Origin of the sequence: Myxococcus sp. SDU36, from assembly GCF_030168875.1 — a bacterium.
In the GTDB taxonomy this organism is placed as follows: Bacteria; Myxococcota; Myxococcia; order Myxococcales; family Myxococcaceae; genus Myxococcus; species Myxococcus vastator.
The window spans coordinates 1835541-1852484 of the sequence record NZ_CP077414.1 but is presented as its reverse complement, the minus strand read 5'-3'; the positions used below and the strand labels follow the sequence as shown (position 1 = coordinate 1852484).

The following is a 16944-nucleotide window of genomic DNA, read 5'->3' as shown; positions in this document are numbered from 1 at the left end:
GAGAGGACGCCGGCACCTCTGGGCGGCCCTCCAGGAGCAGCCGCTCACCGACGCGGCGCATCTGCGAATGCGAGACGACAGTCAGCGCGGGGACGAGCCGGGCGCCCCCCGCGGAGAGCGGGCGTCGGGAGGCATCGGCCGTGGAGTGGTCCCACGCCGGGGGACGGGGATGGCTGGGCGCGACCCGGAGCAAAGCAGACTTCCGGCGACGCTTCCACGCGTCAGCCGCCGGGTTCCACGCGTGGAAACGGCCGGCGCCACGCGTGGAAGTGCTGCTCCCCCACGGAAATACCGACGGCGACTTTTGGGGCGGTTCCGTCACCCACACCGCCCTGCAAAGCCAACAAACCCAGCCGTGGTGGCAGGTCGACCTCCAGGCTTCACACCTCATCTCCAACGGGGTCCTCTACAACCGCACCGACTGTTGCTCGGACCGGCTCCAGAACTTCCGGGTGCGCATCTCGGAAGACGGCACGACCTGGCAGGACTACCCCTTCGCCGGCGTGGCGCCGCGGCAGACCTCCTTCAGCATCAACAGCAAGGCTCGCTACGTCCGCGTCCAGCTTGGTACCACCAACAACCCCCTGAGCCTCGCCGAGGTCCAGGTCTTCGGGCCGGACGCCCACATGCACTTCGGAGGCATGTATGGGTTCTTCAATGGGGGCACCTACGTCAACCCCTATACCGGGGCCCCTCCTGCCCTCCGGAGTACACGGCGTACCAGACGCTGGGGACGACCAACGTCGACTACAACATGTACTTCTGTGGCCGCTACGCGGTGGACGGGACCGTGCCCCTGGCGGAGTTCGGCGGGGCGTATGGCTTCGGGAGTATCGGCGCCTACAAGAATGACATCAGCCAGGCCTCCTCATGCCCCAATGGCTACCTGACCGACGCGGCGCTGGGGTCCTCGGGCATCGACTACGACCTCCGCTACTGCCACCGTCCCTACGAGCCCCATCTGCCGTCTCCCTTCCGCTTTGGCGGAATGTACGGTGAAGGCAGCGGCGGCCCGTATGTGAATCCCCTCACCGGAATGGCGTCTTGCCCGGATGGCTTCAAGGCGATCCAGATCCTGGGAACCTCCGGCGTCGATTACCCCGTGTTCTTCTGCTATCGCAAGCAGTAGCCCTGCGCTTCGCGATGTTCGTGCATCGCGAAGCGGCTCATCCACCCAGGGCTTCCTCGGCCTTCGCGCAGGGGGCGACACCGTCCCCCTGCGCCAGAGCTGGCACGCTGTTCGAAAATCATCCGCAGTGCACATTCTTCCCGTGCGACGCGGTGGACGTGATGCCGTTGCTTTCGGGTCCACCCGAGGCGTAAGCCCGTGCGCCGTCACCCGATCGAAAGGGCGGCGTTGAACACCGCCAGTTGCGCAGCGAACGCGCGCTGGTAGGCCGGGCGCGCTTCGGCGCGGGCGATATAGGCGGCGAGGTTCGGATACGCCTCGAGAAGGCCCGTCCCCTGCAGCCTGCGCAGGACCGTCACCATGAGCATGTCGGCCGCGCTGAAGGCGCCGTCGAGCCAGTCGGCGGCGCCAAGACGCGCGGAGAGATCGTCCAACCGTTTCCGGATGATGTCGTCCAGCGCGCGCAGGCGATGCTCGTACCAGGGCTGGTCGCGCTCGAGAATCATCACCAGACTGCGGTCGAAGATCGGCGGCTCGACCGTGTTGAGCGCCGCGAACATCCACGCGATCGCGCGAGCGCGACCATTCGCATCTTCCGGCAGCAGGCCGGCATGGCGCTCCGCGATGTGGAAGACAATCGCGCCGGACTCGAAAAGGGCGAGCTCGCCCTCCTCATAGGTCGGGATCTGACCGAACGGATGCAGCGCCTTGTGCGCGGGCTCCTTCATCGCATCGAACGACAGCAGACGGACGTCGTAGGGCTGGCCCACCTCTTCCAGTGCCCAGCGCACCCGCATGTCCCGCGCCAGTCCCCTGCCGCGATCGGGCGAGCGTTCAAAGGCGGTGATGGTGATGGTCATGTCCTGCTCCTCGTGCGCTCAGGCGTGCACCGTTTCTTCCTGCCGCCCGATAGCGCCGAACTCAACAATTTACACACCCGAGGACCACCGACGCCGGAAACATCCGGCCGCCTGGAAGCCAAAATCGCGTCATGCGGCAATGGCTCACGGACCTACGTCTCGCGTCATTGTCCACGTCAGGGACGGACATCAAGATGCCGCCGCTGCTCTGTCTCGTCGTGCCATCCCCCAAGGAGAAGTCCGAATGACACCCTCGAAGCCGCGGCCCAACTGGGTCGCGAGGCAGCCACGCGCCCATGCGCTGGCGCTGCTCGCGACCGTCCTGCTCGCGCTGCCCACCGCCGCGCGCGCCCAGCCGACGTACACGCTGTTCGCCCCCACCTCCACCCCGGCCGTCCCCTCCGTCACCAATGACTTCGCCCCGGTGGAGTTGGGCGTGAAGTTCCAGTCCGACATCGAGGGAGACATCCTCGGCATCCGCTTCTACAAGGGCACCGCCAACACCGGCACCCACGTGGGCAGTCTCTGGAGCGCCGCTGGCGCGCGCCTCGCCTTCGCCACCTTCACCGGTGAGACGGCCTCCGGTTGGCAGGACTACTATTACTGGCCCGATTACTGGGTGCAGGACCGCCCCGGCCTGTTCACCGGCTCCGGCCTGGCCATGCGCTTCGCGGACCTGGACGGCACGCCGCTGGACGTCTACCAGATCGCCACGCAGATGACGGACGAGTCCGGCCAGTCCTACCCGCTGCACATCGACACGCTGCTGGACAACGCGCTGGGCACCCAGGGCTACTACGGCGCATTCAACGCCAACATGCACGTCGACTCGCAGCCGTCGGCCGGCTCCTCCGGCTCGGCCGCCATCATCGCGTCCGCCCAGCGTGAAGGCGTGCCCGTCATCACCGCGAAGCAGCTGCTGGCGTGGCTCGATGCTCGCGAGGCCACCCAGGTGTCCACCGTGGCCTTCACCGGCACGGTGCTCACCTTCGACCTCGCGAGCCCCGCGCGCAACCTGTCCCTCATGGTGCCCACCCGCACCACGACGGGCCAAACGCTGCTGTCCGTCACCCGCGCGGGCGCCCCCGTGACGACGGTGACGCGCACCATCAAGGGCGTGGACTTCGCCTTCATCGACGGCGCCCTGGCCGGCACCTACACCGCCACCTACAACTGAGTCACTCGCGCCCTCCAAGGCGATTCATTCTCCGGGGCCCGGCGCGATGCATTCGCGTCGGGCCCCGTTTCAGTACTCAACACAGCGACGAAGCTCGAATTTTCGCCACTCGCTGGCGGCAATCCTCGGTGGGGGCGCTTGGGTCGTAGTCAGACATGGCTCGTGCCCGTTCCGGAAAAAAGCGTTGGAGATTCTGAAACCCAATGCTCCTGCGGGGGACCGAGTCAGACCGCATCATCTGAAACACCTCCCCCTCGAGTGACTCCCAATCCTCCCCCCGCCTGTTCAACTCATCCAGGATCAGGCCCGAAATGTAATATTCGTCGATTAGCCGCTGCTTTAAGGCGGCCGAATCGGCCCCGCTGAGGTCTTTCCTCAAGGCTCGCAGGGAGAGCGTGTATGGGAGACCGCCCAGCCACCATCCAAGCGCCATCCCCGCCAATGCCCCTCCCACTCCACCTCCCACCACCGCGAGGGTCAAGTCCCGAATCCTGTGTAGTTGGTTCGGAGGGGGGTCGGGGGAGGAAGGCTCCTCGGCGGCGTCATGCAGCGGAAGTGTCAGGGGTTGATTTCAGCAGAGACATGTCAAGGTAGCGGCGGTCATCCCAGACACCGGTGACTTCAAGTGCGACGGCGATGATGAGGCGCAGGGCGCTGGCGCGGTCCGGGAAGGCGCCGACAGCGCGGATGCGGCGCTTCACCTCACCGTGGAGGCGCTCCAGGCCGTTGGTGCTGCGTAGGCGCTTCCAGTGGGCCTGGGGGAAGGCGAAGAAGCAGGTGGCGGCGGCGAAGCCCTCGCGCAGGCACTCCATGGCCTCTGGCAGGTGACGTCCCAGCCCCTCCTCAAGGGCCGCCAGCCGCTTCCTGGCGTCCTGGAGGTTGGGGGCCTCGAAGATGGCCGACGTCTCCTTGCCCAGGCGCCCACGCAGCTTCCAGGGCGCCTTGGCGAGCACGTTCCGGGTGAGGTGCACGGTGCAGCGCTGCAACCGCGCCTCGGGCAGGGCCTGGCGGGCCGCGGCGGCCAGGCCCACGTGCCCGTCGGCGATGACGAGCCGCACGCCCTTCAGCCCTCGCTCCAGCAACTGGCGCAGCAAGTCCAGCCAGGACTCCGCCGACTCGCTGCCACCCAGGGTGACGGCGAGCAGGTGCCGGTGCCCATCCTCGCCCACGCCGTAGGCCACCAGGGCCGAGACGTTCTGCACCGTGCGCGCCCACCTGGCGTCCAGGAAGGTGGCATCCAGGTAGAGGTAGGGGAAGGCCTGGGTGAGGGGCTGGTTGCGCAGCCCCTCCACCTTCTCCTCCAGCGTCCTCGTCACCCGGCTTACCGTCGAGCGCGAGACGGCCTCGCCCATGAGAGCGCGCGTCACCTTGCCCATCTTCCTCGTGGAGACGCCCTGCACGTACGCGCTGGTAATCGCCTCGTCGAGCTCCGCGCTGCGACGCTTGTAGCGGCCCAGCACCTCTCCCGCGCTGCCGCTGTGCCGGGTGCGCGGCACCGTCATCTCCACAGCCCCCGCCGACGTCACCAACGTGCGCAGGTAGCTGCCGCTCTGCACGTCCGCCCGGCCCACCATCCGCTGCCACCGGCCAGCCCCCACCAGCTCCCGTACCTCTTCCTCCAGCAGGGCCGCCAGTGTCATCCGAATGGCGCCTCGGAACAGCGCCCGCAGGTCGGCCTGCACCTCTTCGTGCGCGGGGGATTCAAACTCGGTATCGTCCACGTCAGGGAACTCCTCGGCTCCCCTGCCAGGGGGAGACCGTCTCGGTTGGTTTCACCGAGGAGCTTCCCTCTTTCCCGCTCGTCCCGCCTCGCCATCTACACACTTATAGGGACACGACCACCGCGAGCCGGATGCCGGCCAGCCCTCCAACCAAGGCACCAGCGGCAACTGACACCCATCGTATCAGCCCAAAGAGGGTGAACACCCGCGGTCTCCTTCCTGAAAATCACTGACACAAATGCCGCTCAACGAATTCGCCTTGAGTGGCACTCAAAAGACCTCAATGACGCGACTGATTCGGCGCGGGAGCGGTTTCCCAGCAAGTATCCTGCCAAACCGCCTCCTCCCATGGCAAGACCTTGGTGGAGGAGAAACCGAGCCGCAGGCCCCACCCACTATCGTCTGGATAAACGACCCCGCGCGGCGCTCCACCTCACTGGAGGCTGCTCCGGAAGCTCTCGAACTCACTGTCTCACTTGCGTTGACAGGTTCCGGTCAAGCCCATGACCCACGTAAGGAGGTTTCAAGATGTCTCTGGGTAAGGAATTTCAAGAGCAGCTCGTGATGGCCGCCACGGACCCGCACGTTCCCGCGCGGGTACGGTCCGCCCTTGAGGCCTGGCGTGCTGTGGACCAGCGCTTCAATGAGTGGGTCCTGAGGGAGGCCAAGGTACGGCTGACCCAGGAGCAGCTCATCAATGACGTGGTGGAGCAGGACGCCGACGGCTTCGACGCCACCGGTGCGGCCTGGCTGAACTATCAGGCGCAGCCGACGCCCGAGAACGAGGCCGTGCTACTGCGCGCGCTCTCCGATTGGAGCGAGACGCAGACCTGCTTGATGCAGAAGTACACCGGGTGAGCTAACGGTCTGGCTCCTACCGGGGTGAAGGGCCTGGTCGATGTGTGCTTCGAGAACAACAACCAGGCCCACCTCATGTGATGCGCCGGGAGCATCCCCTGGACGGGTCGGGCGCGCAGCCCGGTGGATCGCTGTTCGGAAATGTCGGGACTTTTGTGGCGTCAAAACCCCCGACATTTCCGAACAGCGAGCTACGGGAGTGACTCCGGTCCACCGCCGCGAGGAGGCCCCTGGGGTGGCCGCGTGGTCCGTTCAGCATGAAGTCCGGCACGGAGGTGATGGCAGGGCATCCGCGCGCGCGTCGGGCGCTGACGAGGTGTCCCGCGCGCATGCACTCCCACGCGAACCGCTTCGTCCTGCTGTCGCTCCTCCTGCCCTGCCTGGCGCTCGCGCAGCCCATGGACGACACGCCGCGGAGGACACGTCCACTGCGGCGGCGCCGTCGCTCAGTTCATCTGCGCTGCGCGATCAGTCGTCCGAGCGCAGCGCCTCGTACAGCGGCACACGGGTAACACGGCGCGCGGGCAGCCAGCTGGCCAGCAACGCCACTGCCGCGAGCAGCGCGGGGACGGCCGTGAAGGTGACGACGTCGAACGCACCCACGCCATACAGGACACTGGACAGGCTGCGCGCGAGCACGGCGGCGCCGCCAAGCCCCAGGAGGACGCCAGCCACGGCCATCCAAAGCCCCTGCCCCACCACCCGCCACACCAGGTGTTGCCCGGTCGCGCCCAGCGCCATGCGGATGCCCAGCTCGCGCGTCCGCTGACTGACCGAATAGGACAACACGCCGTAGAGCCCCACGCCCGCGAGCACCAGCCCCAGCACCGCCAGGGCCACCAGCAGCGAACCCAGCACCTTCGTGTGGCCCAGGCTGGCGTCCACGACGGACTCCAGCGAGCGCACGGAGGCCCTCGGGAGCGCGGGGGCCACGGCGCGAAGCTGCTCGCGCAGCACCGGAGCCAGCACCGCAGCGTCCTGCGAGGCACGCACGGTGAGCAGCATGTGCAGCCCCCAGAGCTGCCCCATGGGGACGAAGGCCTCGCTGGCCGGGGGCGCGTCCAGGCTGTCGTGCTGGACGTCCCCCACCACGCCCACGATTTCGCGGAAGGGCTCACCGTCGAGCACCAGCTGCACGCGCTGCCCCACCGCGCTCCGCCCGGGGAAGTAGCGGCGAGCGAACGTCTCGTTCACCACGACCACCGGCGCGGTGCCCGGCCCATCCCAGGCTTCGATGGCGCGCCCTTCCTTCAACGGGATGCCCAGGGTGTTGAAATAGCCGTCGCTGGTGGTGCGGAAGAGGACCCGCTCCCGAGAGTCCGCCTGCGCTGCCGATTCGCCCGGCAGCAGCACCGGCGCCAGGCCATTGCGCCCCCACAGGGGCACGGTGCTCGACATGCCCGCGGACGTCACGCCCGGAAGCGCGCGCACCCGCTCCAGCACGCTGGAGAAGAGGGCGCGCTGGGCAGCCTCCTCCCGGTACTTCGACGAAGGCAGGGAGAGGTCCACCACCGTGACGCCCTGGGGGTTGAAGCCCAGCGGCACCGCGCTCAAGGCCTGGAGGGTGCGGAGCATCAGGCCCGCGCCCACCAGCGGAATCAGCGCCAGGGCCACCTGCGCGACCACCAGCACCACGCGCCCGCCTTCACGCCGCGTGGCCCCCGCGCCGCCTCGCAGCCCGCCCAGCACGCCCCGCGCATCCGCGCGCGACACCCGCAGCGCGGGGACCAGGCCGAAGAGCAGGCTGGTCACCACCGAGAGCAACAGCGCGATGCCCAGGACATGCGGCTGCAGGCGGAGGGCCTCGGCGTCCACGAACTGAGGTGGCATGAGCGCGCGCAGCAGCTCCATGCCCCACATCGCCAGGAGCAGGCCGGCGGCGCCCCCCATGAGCGCCAGCATCCCGCTCTCCACCAGGAACTGCCGCACCAGCCGCGCGCGGCCCGCGCCCAGGGCGACGCACACCGACACCTCGCGCTCCCGCGCGGAGGCCCGGGCCAGCAACAGGTTGGCCACGTTGGCGCAGGCCACCAGCAGCACCAACGCCACGACGCCGGCCAGGAGCCACAGCCGCTCCTGGGAGCCCTCCACCACCTGCATGTGCAAGGGCACCAACCGCACTCCGGCGGGCTCCTCCGCGAAGCCCGGCTCGCGCACCAGCGCGGCGCCCAGGTCCGTCAACTCCGTGCGTGCCTGCTCCGCGGACACACCTTCACGCAGGCGCCCCACCACGCGCAGCCACACCCCTCCGGCCGACTCCTCCGCGGACAGCACCAACGGCTTCCACGCCTCCACGTCCGGTGCGAAGCGGAAGCCCGCGGGCAACACCCCCACCACCGTGTGGAGCTGGTCATCCACCATCAACGTCTGTCCCACCACGTCCGGGCGGCCACCGAAGCGCCGCTGCCACAGCGCATGCGACAGGAGCAGGCCGTTGGCGTCCGTCTCCGCTCGGAAGTCCTGTCCCAACAACGGTCGCACGCCCAGGAGCGAGAACAGGCCCGCCGTTGCCCGCCCCGCGCGCACCCGCTCCAGCTCGCCGTCACCCGCCAAGGTGATGTCGCGTAGCGACAGCCCCTCCAGTCCCTGGAATGAGAATGCACGCTCGCGCCAGGCCTGGAGCGACCGCAGCGACACGCCCAGCCGCTCGCGCTGAGGCGTCGACTGGTACAGCGTCACCAACTGCTCCGGCGCCCGGTACGGCAACGGCCGCAGCAGCACCTGGTACACCGCGCTGAAGACGGCGGTGGTGGCGCCAATGGCCAACGCGAGCGTGGTGACGAGAATCAGCGTGAAGGCGGCCTCACGCCGCATGCGGCGCAGGGCCAGGCGAACGTCCAGAAGGAGCTGGGACATGAAGGACCGGCTCCGCTGCAACTTCAACGCCATCAAGCGTCGCGTCGGACAGGGCCCGTTGTACACCCGGTCGGGGCGTGCCTCGCGTTCGCCTGTGGCACGCGAAATCCCACCATCGGACAAGCGCCCGGACCACGAGCAAGACGCGCTGGGCCCAAGCTGCGGATTCCTGACAGCTTCAATGTTCCGGAGCGTCAGTGCGCCATCGGTGACTTTCGGCGAGCGGAGGCAGGTGGTACTGCCCCCCCATCGAGGTCCCCATGTTCCGAAACCTCTTGGTGCTGGCGAGCATCGCCTCCTGCGCTGCCTGTGTCTCCGAGCCGAAGAGGTGGCCCGCTTCAATGGACCCATCGAATCCGGATGCGCCAGAGGCCCCTCATGCGCCCGGGTTGACCGCATTCACGGCCTCCACTCCGGAGGTGCCTGCACCTGGTGGCACGGAGGCACGGGACGCGGGGCCCCCGGGTGCTGCGTCGCCCGACCCTGACCACGCCCCCGGACACGGCGGACCTCCGTGAGGCGGTCCTTGCGCGTGGGCGCGGCGCTGCTCGCAGGAGGTTGCGCGTCCATCCAGAAAGAGCGGGGCCATGCGGAGGTAGCGGCGATCGTCGAGGAGCGGTTGGGCCGCAAGACGCGCTGGAACCAGGGCACTCCGGAGGACGCCGAGGTCGCGCGCCATCTCGACGCGCTCCTGAAGGAGGACCTCACCTCGGACCGTGCGGTGGAGGTGGCCCTGCTCAACAATCCGGCGCTCCAAGCCACCTACGAGGACCTGGGCGTCTCGCAAGCCGACATGGTTCAGGCCGGCCTGCTCTCCAACCCGACGTTGGACGGGAGCATCGGCTTCCCCATCGCCGGGCGTGGCGTGTCAGAGCACGAAGTCTCATTGGTGCAGGACTTCGTGGACCTCTTCACGCTGCCCCTGCGCAAGCGCGTCGCCCGGGAGCAGTTCATGGCCGACACGCTCCGGGTGGCGCACGAAGCGCTGGCCACCGCGGCCGAGGTGCGCAAGGCCTTCCGGCAGGTACAGTCCCTCCAGCAGTTCGTGGAGCTGCGCCGCATGGCGCTCCAGGTGGCCGAGGCGGCGGCGGACCTCTCCGTCCGGCTGCGCACCGCGGGCAACATCACCGAGCTGGACCTTGCGAGTGCACAAGCAGCCGCCGAGGGCGCTCGACTCGAGCTGGCGGAGGGTGAGCTCGCCTTGGTGGAGGCCCGCGAGCACCTCAACCGCCTCATGGGGCTGTGGGGGCCACGCACGCAGTGGACCCTCTCCGAGAAGCTCCCGCCGTTGCCTGACCAGGAGGCCTCACTGGAGCACCTGGAGTCGCTCGCCATCCGTCAACGGCTGGACATCGACGCGGCCCGAAAGCAAACCCTGCTGCTCTGGAATGCGCTGGAGCTCGCGCGGAGTACACGCTTCTTCGGGCGCGTGGACGTGGGCGTTCACGAGCACCAGGACGCGAACGGCCCCAGGCTCTTTGGCCCGACCCTGTCTTTGGAGTTGCCCATCTTCGACCAGCGCCAGGCCCTCATCGCCCGGCTGGAAGCGCAGCACCGCCAGGGCGAGCGGCGACTGATGGCGCTGTCCGTCAACGCCCGCTCGGAGGTTCGCGCCGCCCGCGCCCGGCTGGTGTCGCTGCGCCTGATGGCCGACCGCTACCGGCGGGTGGTGCTGCCCCTTCGTGAGAAGGTCGTCGCGCAGTCGCAGCTCCAGTACAACGCCATGCAGATAGGCCTCTTTCAACTGCTCACGGCCAGGCGTGAGCAGGTGGAGGCATATCAAGGCTACATCGAGTCCGTCCGCGACTACTGGATGGCGCGGGCCGACCTGGAGCAGCTCGTGGGCGGCCAGCTGCGAGCGGGCAGCGACGCACCCACGCCCTCGCCCACGCAGCCAGCACAGCCCGGGACGCACACCGGGCACGGAGAGGCCCCATGAGCACCCGCGCGACTGAAACCGAACACGCCTCGGGCCGTGAGGACGACGCCCCCGGAGCGCCGGAGCGCAGGGGGACTCCTGGAGACCTTCCGGAGGCTGGCTCCGAGGGCGCGCTGACGCGGCGGACCCTGCTGGTCACCACGGGGGCCACGCTCACCGGAGGCGCGCTGCTGCTGAGCGGCTCCGCGGCTCGCGCCCAGTCAGCCGTCCCAAAGACGAACGTGCCTCGCGAGGGCTCCCCCGCTGACACCGGCCAGCGGCACGCACAGCAGCCCAACCGGAACTACCGACCCGTGGTGGTGCCCAATGGCTCCAAGCTGCCGTGGAAGGTCGTGGACAACGTGAAGGTCTTCCACCTGGTGGCAGAGGAGGTGGAGCATGAGTTTGCCCCGGGACTGAACGCGTGCTGCTGGGGCTACAACGGCCGGGTCCACGGGCCCACCATCGAAGCGGTGGAGGGTGACCGGGTGCGCATCTACGTCACGAACCGGCTCCCCGCGGCCACCACCGTCCACTGGCACGGCATCCTGCTTCCCAGCGGCATGGACGGCGTGGGCGGCCTCAGTCACAAGCCCATCGCCCCAGGTGAGACGTTCCGGTACGAGTTCACCCTGCGCCAGGCGAGCACGAACATGTACCACTCGCACCATGACGAGATGACGCAGATTGGCCTCGGCATGACGGGCATGTTCATCATCCACCCGCGCCGACCCGTGGGGCCTCGCGTCGACCGGGACTTCGTCATCCTGCTGCATGAGTGGCGCATCGACGTCGGCACGGGACGGCCCAATCCGAATGAGATGACGGACTTCAACGTGCTCACCATGAACGCGAAGGCGTTCCCGGGGACGGAGCCGCTCGTGGTGCGCCAGGGCGAGCGGGTGCGCATCCGGCTGGGCAACCTGAGCCCGCAGAACCACCACCCCATCCACCTGCACGGCTTTCACTTCCGCATCACCGAGACGGATGGCGGGCGCGTTCCCGAGTCCGCGCAACAACCGGAGGGGACGGTGCTCGTCCCCGTGGGCAGCACACGCGTCATCGAGTTCGTGGCGGACGTGCCAGGGGACTGGGCCCTGCACTGTCACATGACGCACCACATGATGAACCAGATGGGCCATGAGTTCCCCAATATGATTGGCGTGAAGCCGGGGGACCTGGACGCGAAGGTCCGCCCGCTGTTGCCGGGCTACATGACGATGGGCCAGACGGGGATGGCGGAGATGGGCGAGATGGGGATGCCCGTCCCACCCAACTCGATTCCCATGCTGGGGGCCCAGGGCAAGCATGGCGAAATGACCGTGGGAGGCATGTTCACCGTGCTCAAGGTTCGCGAACGGTTGGAGCGCTACGCGGACCCAGGCTGGTACGACAACCCACCCGGCACCCTGGCCGTGGCGGCCAGCCCTGACGAGCTGCGCCGGGACGGTATCGACGTGAATGCCCCGGCCCCGGTCGAGCCCGGCGCACCGGCCTGAGCCTTTCGACAGCCCGACCGGGCGGTCATTGCAATTTTCGTTACCGGCAATTCCTTACTTCCCTTCTTGACACCCCTGACGCTGCGTGGCACATATCTGCGCCACGTCAATAATGAGAATCATTCTCATTATCCAATTTACCCAACCATCGGGCGCAGGCATCCAGAAGGAGGAACAGGGACATGGGAACGCCCACCCGGGTGGCGCTCGTCACAGGTGCCGCACAAGGTATTGGCGCGGCGGTGGCGCGTGCGCTCGCGGGCGATGCCCTCATCGCCGCGGTCGACACCAACGCGGACGGTCTGGGCTCCCTCGTCGCCGAGCTCCGGCAGAAGAATCAACACGCGGTGGCCTATCCGGCCAGTGTGAGTGATGTCGCCGCGGTCGACGCCGTGGTGGAGCGCATCGAGCGGGAGCTGGGCCCCATTGAAGTGCTGGCCAACGTGGCGGGCGTCCTGCGCACGGGGCCCGTCCTGTCCTACAGCGACGAGGACTGGGCGTTCACCTTCTCCGTCAACACCGTGGGCGTGTTCCAGGTGTCCCGCGCCGTGGCCCGGCGCATGGTGCCCCGGCGCGGCGGTGTCATCGTCACCGTGGGCTCCAACGCCGCCGCCGTGCCCCGGACGCAGATGGCCGCGTACGCCGCCTCCAAGGCCGCCTCCAGCATGTTCACCAAGTGCCTGGGCCTGGAGCTGGCCCCGCACGGCATCCGCTGCAACGTCGTGTCCCCTGGCTCCACGGACACCGCCATGCAGCGCGCGCTCTGGGCGGATGACTCCGGCGCGCAGGCGGTGATCGCCGGCTCGCCCGAGGCCTACCGACTGGGCATCCCCTTGCAACGCATCGCCACCCCCGAGGACATCGCCAACGCGGTGCGGTTCCTCGTCTCGGACGCGGCACGCCACATCACCCTGCACGACCTCCGCGTCGACGGGGGCGCGACGCTCGACGCCTGACCCCGCCCTCGCGCGGCCCCGCTCAGGCCCACGTCCGTCAAGTTATTGAGAATGATTATTAGGATCCACTTCACCACTTGTCGCCGAGGCGCCGCCGAGTGGCGCCCTGTGCGCGACGCCCGCTGAGCCGAAGGAACAGGAACACCCCATGGGACCGCAGACACTCGCCGCGCAGTTGCTCGAGAGCTACGAGGCTGGCTCTTCGTTCTTCTTCGCCACGCCCCGCCGCACGTTGCTGGCGCGCGGCACCTTCGCCACGGTGCCGCACCTGGGCGGCGCGGATGCCCTGGCGCGGCTCCCCGAGCGCGTGACGGCGGTGCTGAATGACGCCCGTCAGGCCGACCACGACATCCCGGTGGCGGTGGGCGCGGTGCCCTTCGACGGCTCGGTGCCCGCGCAGCTCGTGGTGCCGCTGACGCTCCAGCGCGCCGGTCCGCTGGTGTTCGACCAGGACGTTCCGGTGCAGCGGCCCATCAGCGCCAGCTACACCGTCCAGCCGGTGCCGGAGCCCGCCGCGTACCTGAGCGGCGTCGCGCAGGCGCTGAAGCTGATGCAGAGCGGGCCGCTCCAGAAGGTGGTGCTGTCGCGTTCGCTGCACCTCAACGCCACCGCCCCCATCGACCTGCGGCGACTGCTGCGCAACCTCGCGCAGCGCAACCCGTCGGGCTACACCTTCGCCGCCGACCTCCCCCACCAGGACGGGGCCAGCGGCGCGGGGCTCCGCACGCTCATTGGCGCCAGCCCCGAGCTGCTCGTGTCCCGCTCCGGGTTCCAGGTGGTCGCCAATCCCCTGGCTGGCTCCGCGGCCCGCAGCGCGGATCCGCTGGAGGACCAGGAGCGCGCCGCCGCGCTGCTGAAGTCCCCCAAGGATTTGCACGAGCACGCGGTCGTCATTGACGCCGTCGCGGAGGCGCTGCGGCCGTACTGCAAGACGCTGAACGTGCCCGCGGCGCCATCGCTCGTGAACACCGCCACCATGTGGCACCTGTCCAGCCGCATCACCGGCGAGCTGGCCGACCCCTCCATCTCCTCGCTGACGCTGGCGGCGGCCATGCACCCGACGCCGGCGGTGTGCGGCTACCCCACGCGGCTGGCGCACGAAGCGATTGGCTCCATCGAGCCCTTCGAGCGCGGCTACTACACCGGCACGGTGGGCTGGTGCGACGCCACGGGTGACGGCCAGTGGGCGGTGACCATCCGCTGCGCGGAGGCCAGTGAGCGCACCCTGCGTCTCTTCGCGGGCGCGGGCATCGTGGTGGGCTCCACGCCCGAGTCCGAGCTGGCGGAGACCGAGGCCAAGTTCCGCACCATGCTCCACGCCATGGGCCTGGGCCAGGGCGCCGGGGTGCAGTCATGACGTCCCCCCTCCTCCCTGGCTGCCCCACGTGGCCGGAGGACTACGCCGCCCGCTACCGCGAGGCCGGCTACTGGCGCGGCGAGACGTTCGGCCAGCTCCTCCACGAGCGCGCGCAGCGTCACGGCGAGCGGACCGCGCTGGTGGCCGGTGAGCGCCGCCTCACCTACGCCGACCTGGACGCCCACGTCAGCCAGCTGGCCGCCGGCTTTCATGCGCTGGGCATCCAGGCCCGGGACCGCGTGGTGGTGCAGCTGCCCAACGTGGCCGAGTTCTTCGAGGTCATCTTCGCGCTCTTCCGCCTGGGCGCGCTCCCGGTGTTCGCGCTGCCCGCGCACCGCGCGTCGGAGATTGGCTACTTCTGCGCCTTCACGGAGGCGGTGGCCTACGTCATCGCGGACAAGCAGGCCAACTTCGACTACCGCACGCTGGCCGAGCAGGTGCGCACCACCTGCCCCACGCTGAAGCACGTCATCGTCGCCGGTGACGCGGGCCCCTTCACGGCGCTGAGCGGCCTGTACGGCACGCCCACGGCGCTACCGCCCGGGCCCGCGCCTAGCGACGTGGCCTTCTTCCAGCTCTCCGGCGGGAGCACAGGCGTGCCCAAGCTCATCCCGCGCACGCACGACGACTACATCTACAGCCTGCGCGGCAGCGTGGACGTCTGCCAGCTCGACGAGGCGAGCGTGTACCTGTGCGCGCTGCCCGCGGCGCACAACTTCCCGCTCAGCTCGCCGGGCGTGCTGGGCACCTTCTACGCGGGCGGCACGGCGGTGCTGGCGCCCAACCCCAGCCCGGACACGGTGTTCCCGCTCATCGAGCGCGAGCGCGTCACCATCACCGCGGTGGTGCCGCCGCTGGCCATGGTCTGGATGGACGCGGCCAGGACGCGCCGGCACCAGCTCGCCAGTCTGCGCGTGCTCCAGGTCGGCGGCGCGCGCCTCAGCACCGAGGCGGCCCAGCGCGTGAAGCCCACGTTGGGCTGCACGCTGCAGCAGGTGTTCGGCATGGCCGAGGGACTGGTCAACTACACGCGCCTGGATGACCCCGAGGAGCTCATCGTCAGCACCCAGGGCCGGCCCATCTCCCCGGACGACGAGCTTCGGGTGGTGGACGAGGACGGCGAAGACGTGGCGCCGGGCGAGACGGGCCAGTTGCTGACGCGCGGGCCGTACACCATCCGCGGCTACTACAAGGCGGAGGCCCACAACGCGAAGGCCTTCAGCGACGACGGCTTCTACCACACCGGTGACGTGGTCCGCGTGACACCCCAGGGCTACCTGGTGGTGGAGGGCCGCGCCAAGGATCAGATCAACCGGGGCGGAGACAAGATCGCGGCCGAGGAGGTGGAGAACCACCTGCTGGCCCACCCCGACGTGCACGACGCCGCGGTGGTCGCCGTTCCGGACGCGTTCCTGGGCGAGCGTACCTGCGCCTTCGTCATCGCGCGCGGCACGCCGCCGGCGCCCCATGTGCTCACGGCCTTCCTGCGCCAGCGGGGACTGGCCGCCTTCAAGATTCCCGACCGGGTCGAGTTCGTCGAGGCGTTCCCCAAGACGGGCGTCGGCAAGGTCAGCAAGAAGGCGCTGCGCGACGTGCTCGCCGGCGCCCCCTCCCCCACTCCGGTTTCGCGCGCGACGCGCTGAAAGGAACTCCCCCATGGCGCTCCCCGCCATCGCTCCCTATCCCATGCCCGGCGCCGCCGACCTGCCGAAGAACAAGGTCTCCTGGACGCCGGACCCGAGCCGCGCCGTGCTGCTCATCCACGACATGCAGCGCTACTTCGTGGAGGCCTTCGCGCAGGGCCAGTCGCCCGTGACGGAGCTGGTCGCCAACATCCAGCGGCTGCGCCAGCACTGCGCGGCGCTGGGCATCCCCGTCGTGTACTCGGCCCAGCCGGGGGGCCAGACGCCCGAGCAGCGCGGGCTGCTGCTGGACTTCTGGGGCGGCGGCATCAACGGCGGCCCAGACCAGAAGCGCATCATCGACGCGCTGACGCCCGCCGAAGGTGACATCCAGCTCACCAAGTGGCGCTACAGCGCGTTCCGCAAGACGGACCTGATGGACCAGATGAAGAAGCTGGGCCGCGATCAAATCCTCATCTCCGGCATCTACGCGCACATCGGCTGCCTGCAGACGGCCAGCGACGCCTTCATGAGCGACGTGCGGCCCTTCCTGATCGCCGACGCACTGGGTGACTTCTCCCTGGCGCACCACCAGCTCGCGTTGAGCTACGCGTCCCAGCTTTGCGCCGTCACCACCACCACGCAGTCGGTGCTCGACGCGCTGGGCCCCGTCGCCACGTCCAGCACGCTGACCCGCGAGCAGGTCCGCGCGGACGTGGCGGAGCTGCTCCAGGAGTCACCGGAGGCGCTGGGTGACGACGACAACCTGCTCGAGCGCGGAATGGACTCCATCCGGCTGATGACGCTGGTGGAGAAGTGGCGGGCCGCTGGCGCGGAGACCACCTTCGTGGAGCTGGCCGAACGGCCGACGCTCTCCGACTGGTTCACGCTGCTCTCCCTGGGCAGCACGCCCGCTTCCCGGAACGCCGCGTAGCTCCGCGGTGCGCGAGGCACCTCGCGCCCCTGACGCATGAACACACGGGAGTCCCTG

Annotated in this window: 12 protein-coding genes and 1 pseudogene; 10 read left to right on the top strand and 3 right to left on the bottom strand. The window is 69.1% G+C overall.

Going from position 1 to position 16944, the window contains the following annotated elements; translation table 11 throughout:
- Positions 1-140: 140 nt before the first annotated feature.
- Both KGD87_RS36870 and KGD87_RS07440 read left to right on the top strand, forming a co-directional pair.
- Positions 141-578, top strand: a pseudogene (locus KGD87_RS36870) (discoidin domain-containing protein); the annotation flags it as partial.
- A gap of 176 nt (positions 579-754) precedes the next feature.
- On the top strand, positions 755-1129 hold the full coding sequence (locus tag KGD87_RS07440) for a hypothetical protein (protein ID WP_284666782.1): 375 nt from the start codon (positions 755-757) through the stop codon (positions 1127-1129).
- A gap of 206 nt (positions 1130-1335) precedes the next feature.
- Here the strand turns inward: KGD87_RS07440 and KGD87_RS07435 are convergent, their stop codons facing one another.
- The gene (locus KGD87_RS07435; RefSeq protein ID WP_284666781.1) at positions 1336-1989 is read right to left on the bottom strand and encodes a glutathione S-transferase family protein; all 654 of its coding nucleotides are present in this window, start codon (positions 1987-1989) and stop codon (positions 1336-1338) included.
- A gap of 244 nt (positions 1990-2233) precedes the next feature.
- On the opposite strand from KGD87_RS07435, the gene KGD87_RS07430 reads away from it, so the two are divergent.
- Positions 2234-3166, top strand: a complete 933-nt coding sequence (locus tag KGD87_RS07430) for a DUF4082 domain-containing protein (RefSeq protein WP_284666780.1) — start codon at positions 2234-2236, stop codon at positions 3164-3166.
- A 542-nt stretch (positions 3167-3708) separates the two neighbouring features.
- Here the strand turns inward: KGD87_RS07430 and KGD87_RS07425 are convergent.
- Entirely contained in the window at positions 3709-4887 is a 1179-nt protein-coding gene (locus tag KGD87_RS07425) for an IS256 family transposase (protein ID WP_284666779.1), read from the bottom strand.
- Between the two features lie 528 nt (positions 4888-5415).
- Between KGD87_RS07425 and KGD87_RS07420 the strand changes: the two genes are divergently transcribed.
- Positions 5416-5745 (top strand): hypothetical protein, encoded by a 330-nt coding sequence (locus KGD87_RS07420; RefSeq protein WP_284666778.1) that lies wholly within the window; start codon positions 5416-5418, stop codon positions 5743-5745.
- Between the two features lie 468 nt (positions 5746-6213).
- Here the strand turns inward: KGD87_RS07420 and KGD87_RS07415 are convergent, their stop codons facing one another.
- Positions 6214-8601, bottom strand: a complete 2388-nt coding sequence (locus KGD87_RS07415) for an ABC transporter permease (RefSeq protein ID WP_284666777.1) — start codon at positions 8599-8601, stop codon at positions 6214-6216.
- A gap of 514 nt (positions 8602-9115) precedes the next feature.
- Between KGD87_RS07415 and KGD87_RS07410 the strand changes: the two genes are divergently transcribed.
- The 6 genes from KGD87_RS07410 to KGD87_RS07385 all read left to right on the top strand — a co-directional run bounded on the left by KGD87_RS07410 (position 9116) and on the right by KGD87_RS07385 (position 16887).
- On the top strand, positions 9116-10540 hold the full coding sequence (locus KGD87_RS07410; RefSeq protein ID WP_284666776.1) for a TolC family protein: 1425 nt from the start codon (positions 9116-9118) through the stop codon (positions 10538-10540).
- A complete protein-coding gene (locus KGD87_RS07405) occupies positions 10537-12018 on the top strand; it encodes a multicopper oxidase family protein (protein ID WP_284666775.1) in 1482 nt (493 codons plus the stop codon). Before KGD87_RS07410 ends, KGD87_RS07405 begins: the two co-directional genes overlap by 4 nt.
- A gap of 182 nt (positions 12019-12200) precedes the next feature.
- Complete coding sequence (locus tag KGD87_RS07400) at positions 12201-12974, top strand: 2,3-dihydro-2,3-dihydroxybenzoate dehydrogenase (RefSeq protein ID WP_284666774.1); 774 nt, start codon at positions 12201-12203, stop codon at positions 12972-12974.
- Positions 12975-13122: 148 nt separating this feature from the next.
- On the top strand, positions 13123-14331 hold the full coding sequence (gene dhbC / locus KGD87_RS07395) for an isochorismate synthase DhbC (protein ID WP_284666773.1): 1209 nt from the start codon (positions 13123-13125) through the stop codon (positions 14329-14331).
- Positions 14328-15974, top strand: coding sequence for a (2,3-dihydroxybenzoyl)adenylate synthase (locus tag KGD87_RS07390; protein WP_284666772.1), 1647 nt, complete (start codon positions 14328-14330; stop codon positions 15972-15974). Before dhbC ends, KGD87_RS07390 begins: the two co-directional genes overlap by 4 nt.
- 13 nt (positions 15975-15987) lie before the next feature.
- Positions 15988-16887 (top strand): isochorismatase family protein, encoded by a 900-nt coding sequence (locus KGD87_RS07385; RefSeq protein WP_284666771.1) that lies wholly within the window; start codon positions 15988-15990, stop codon positions 16885-16887.
- Positions 16888-16944: the final 57 nt, after the last annotated feature.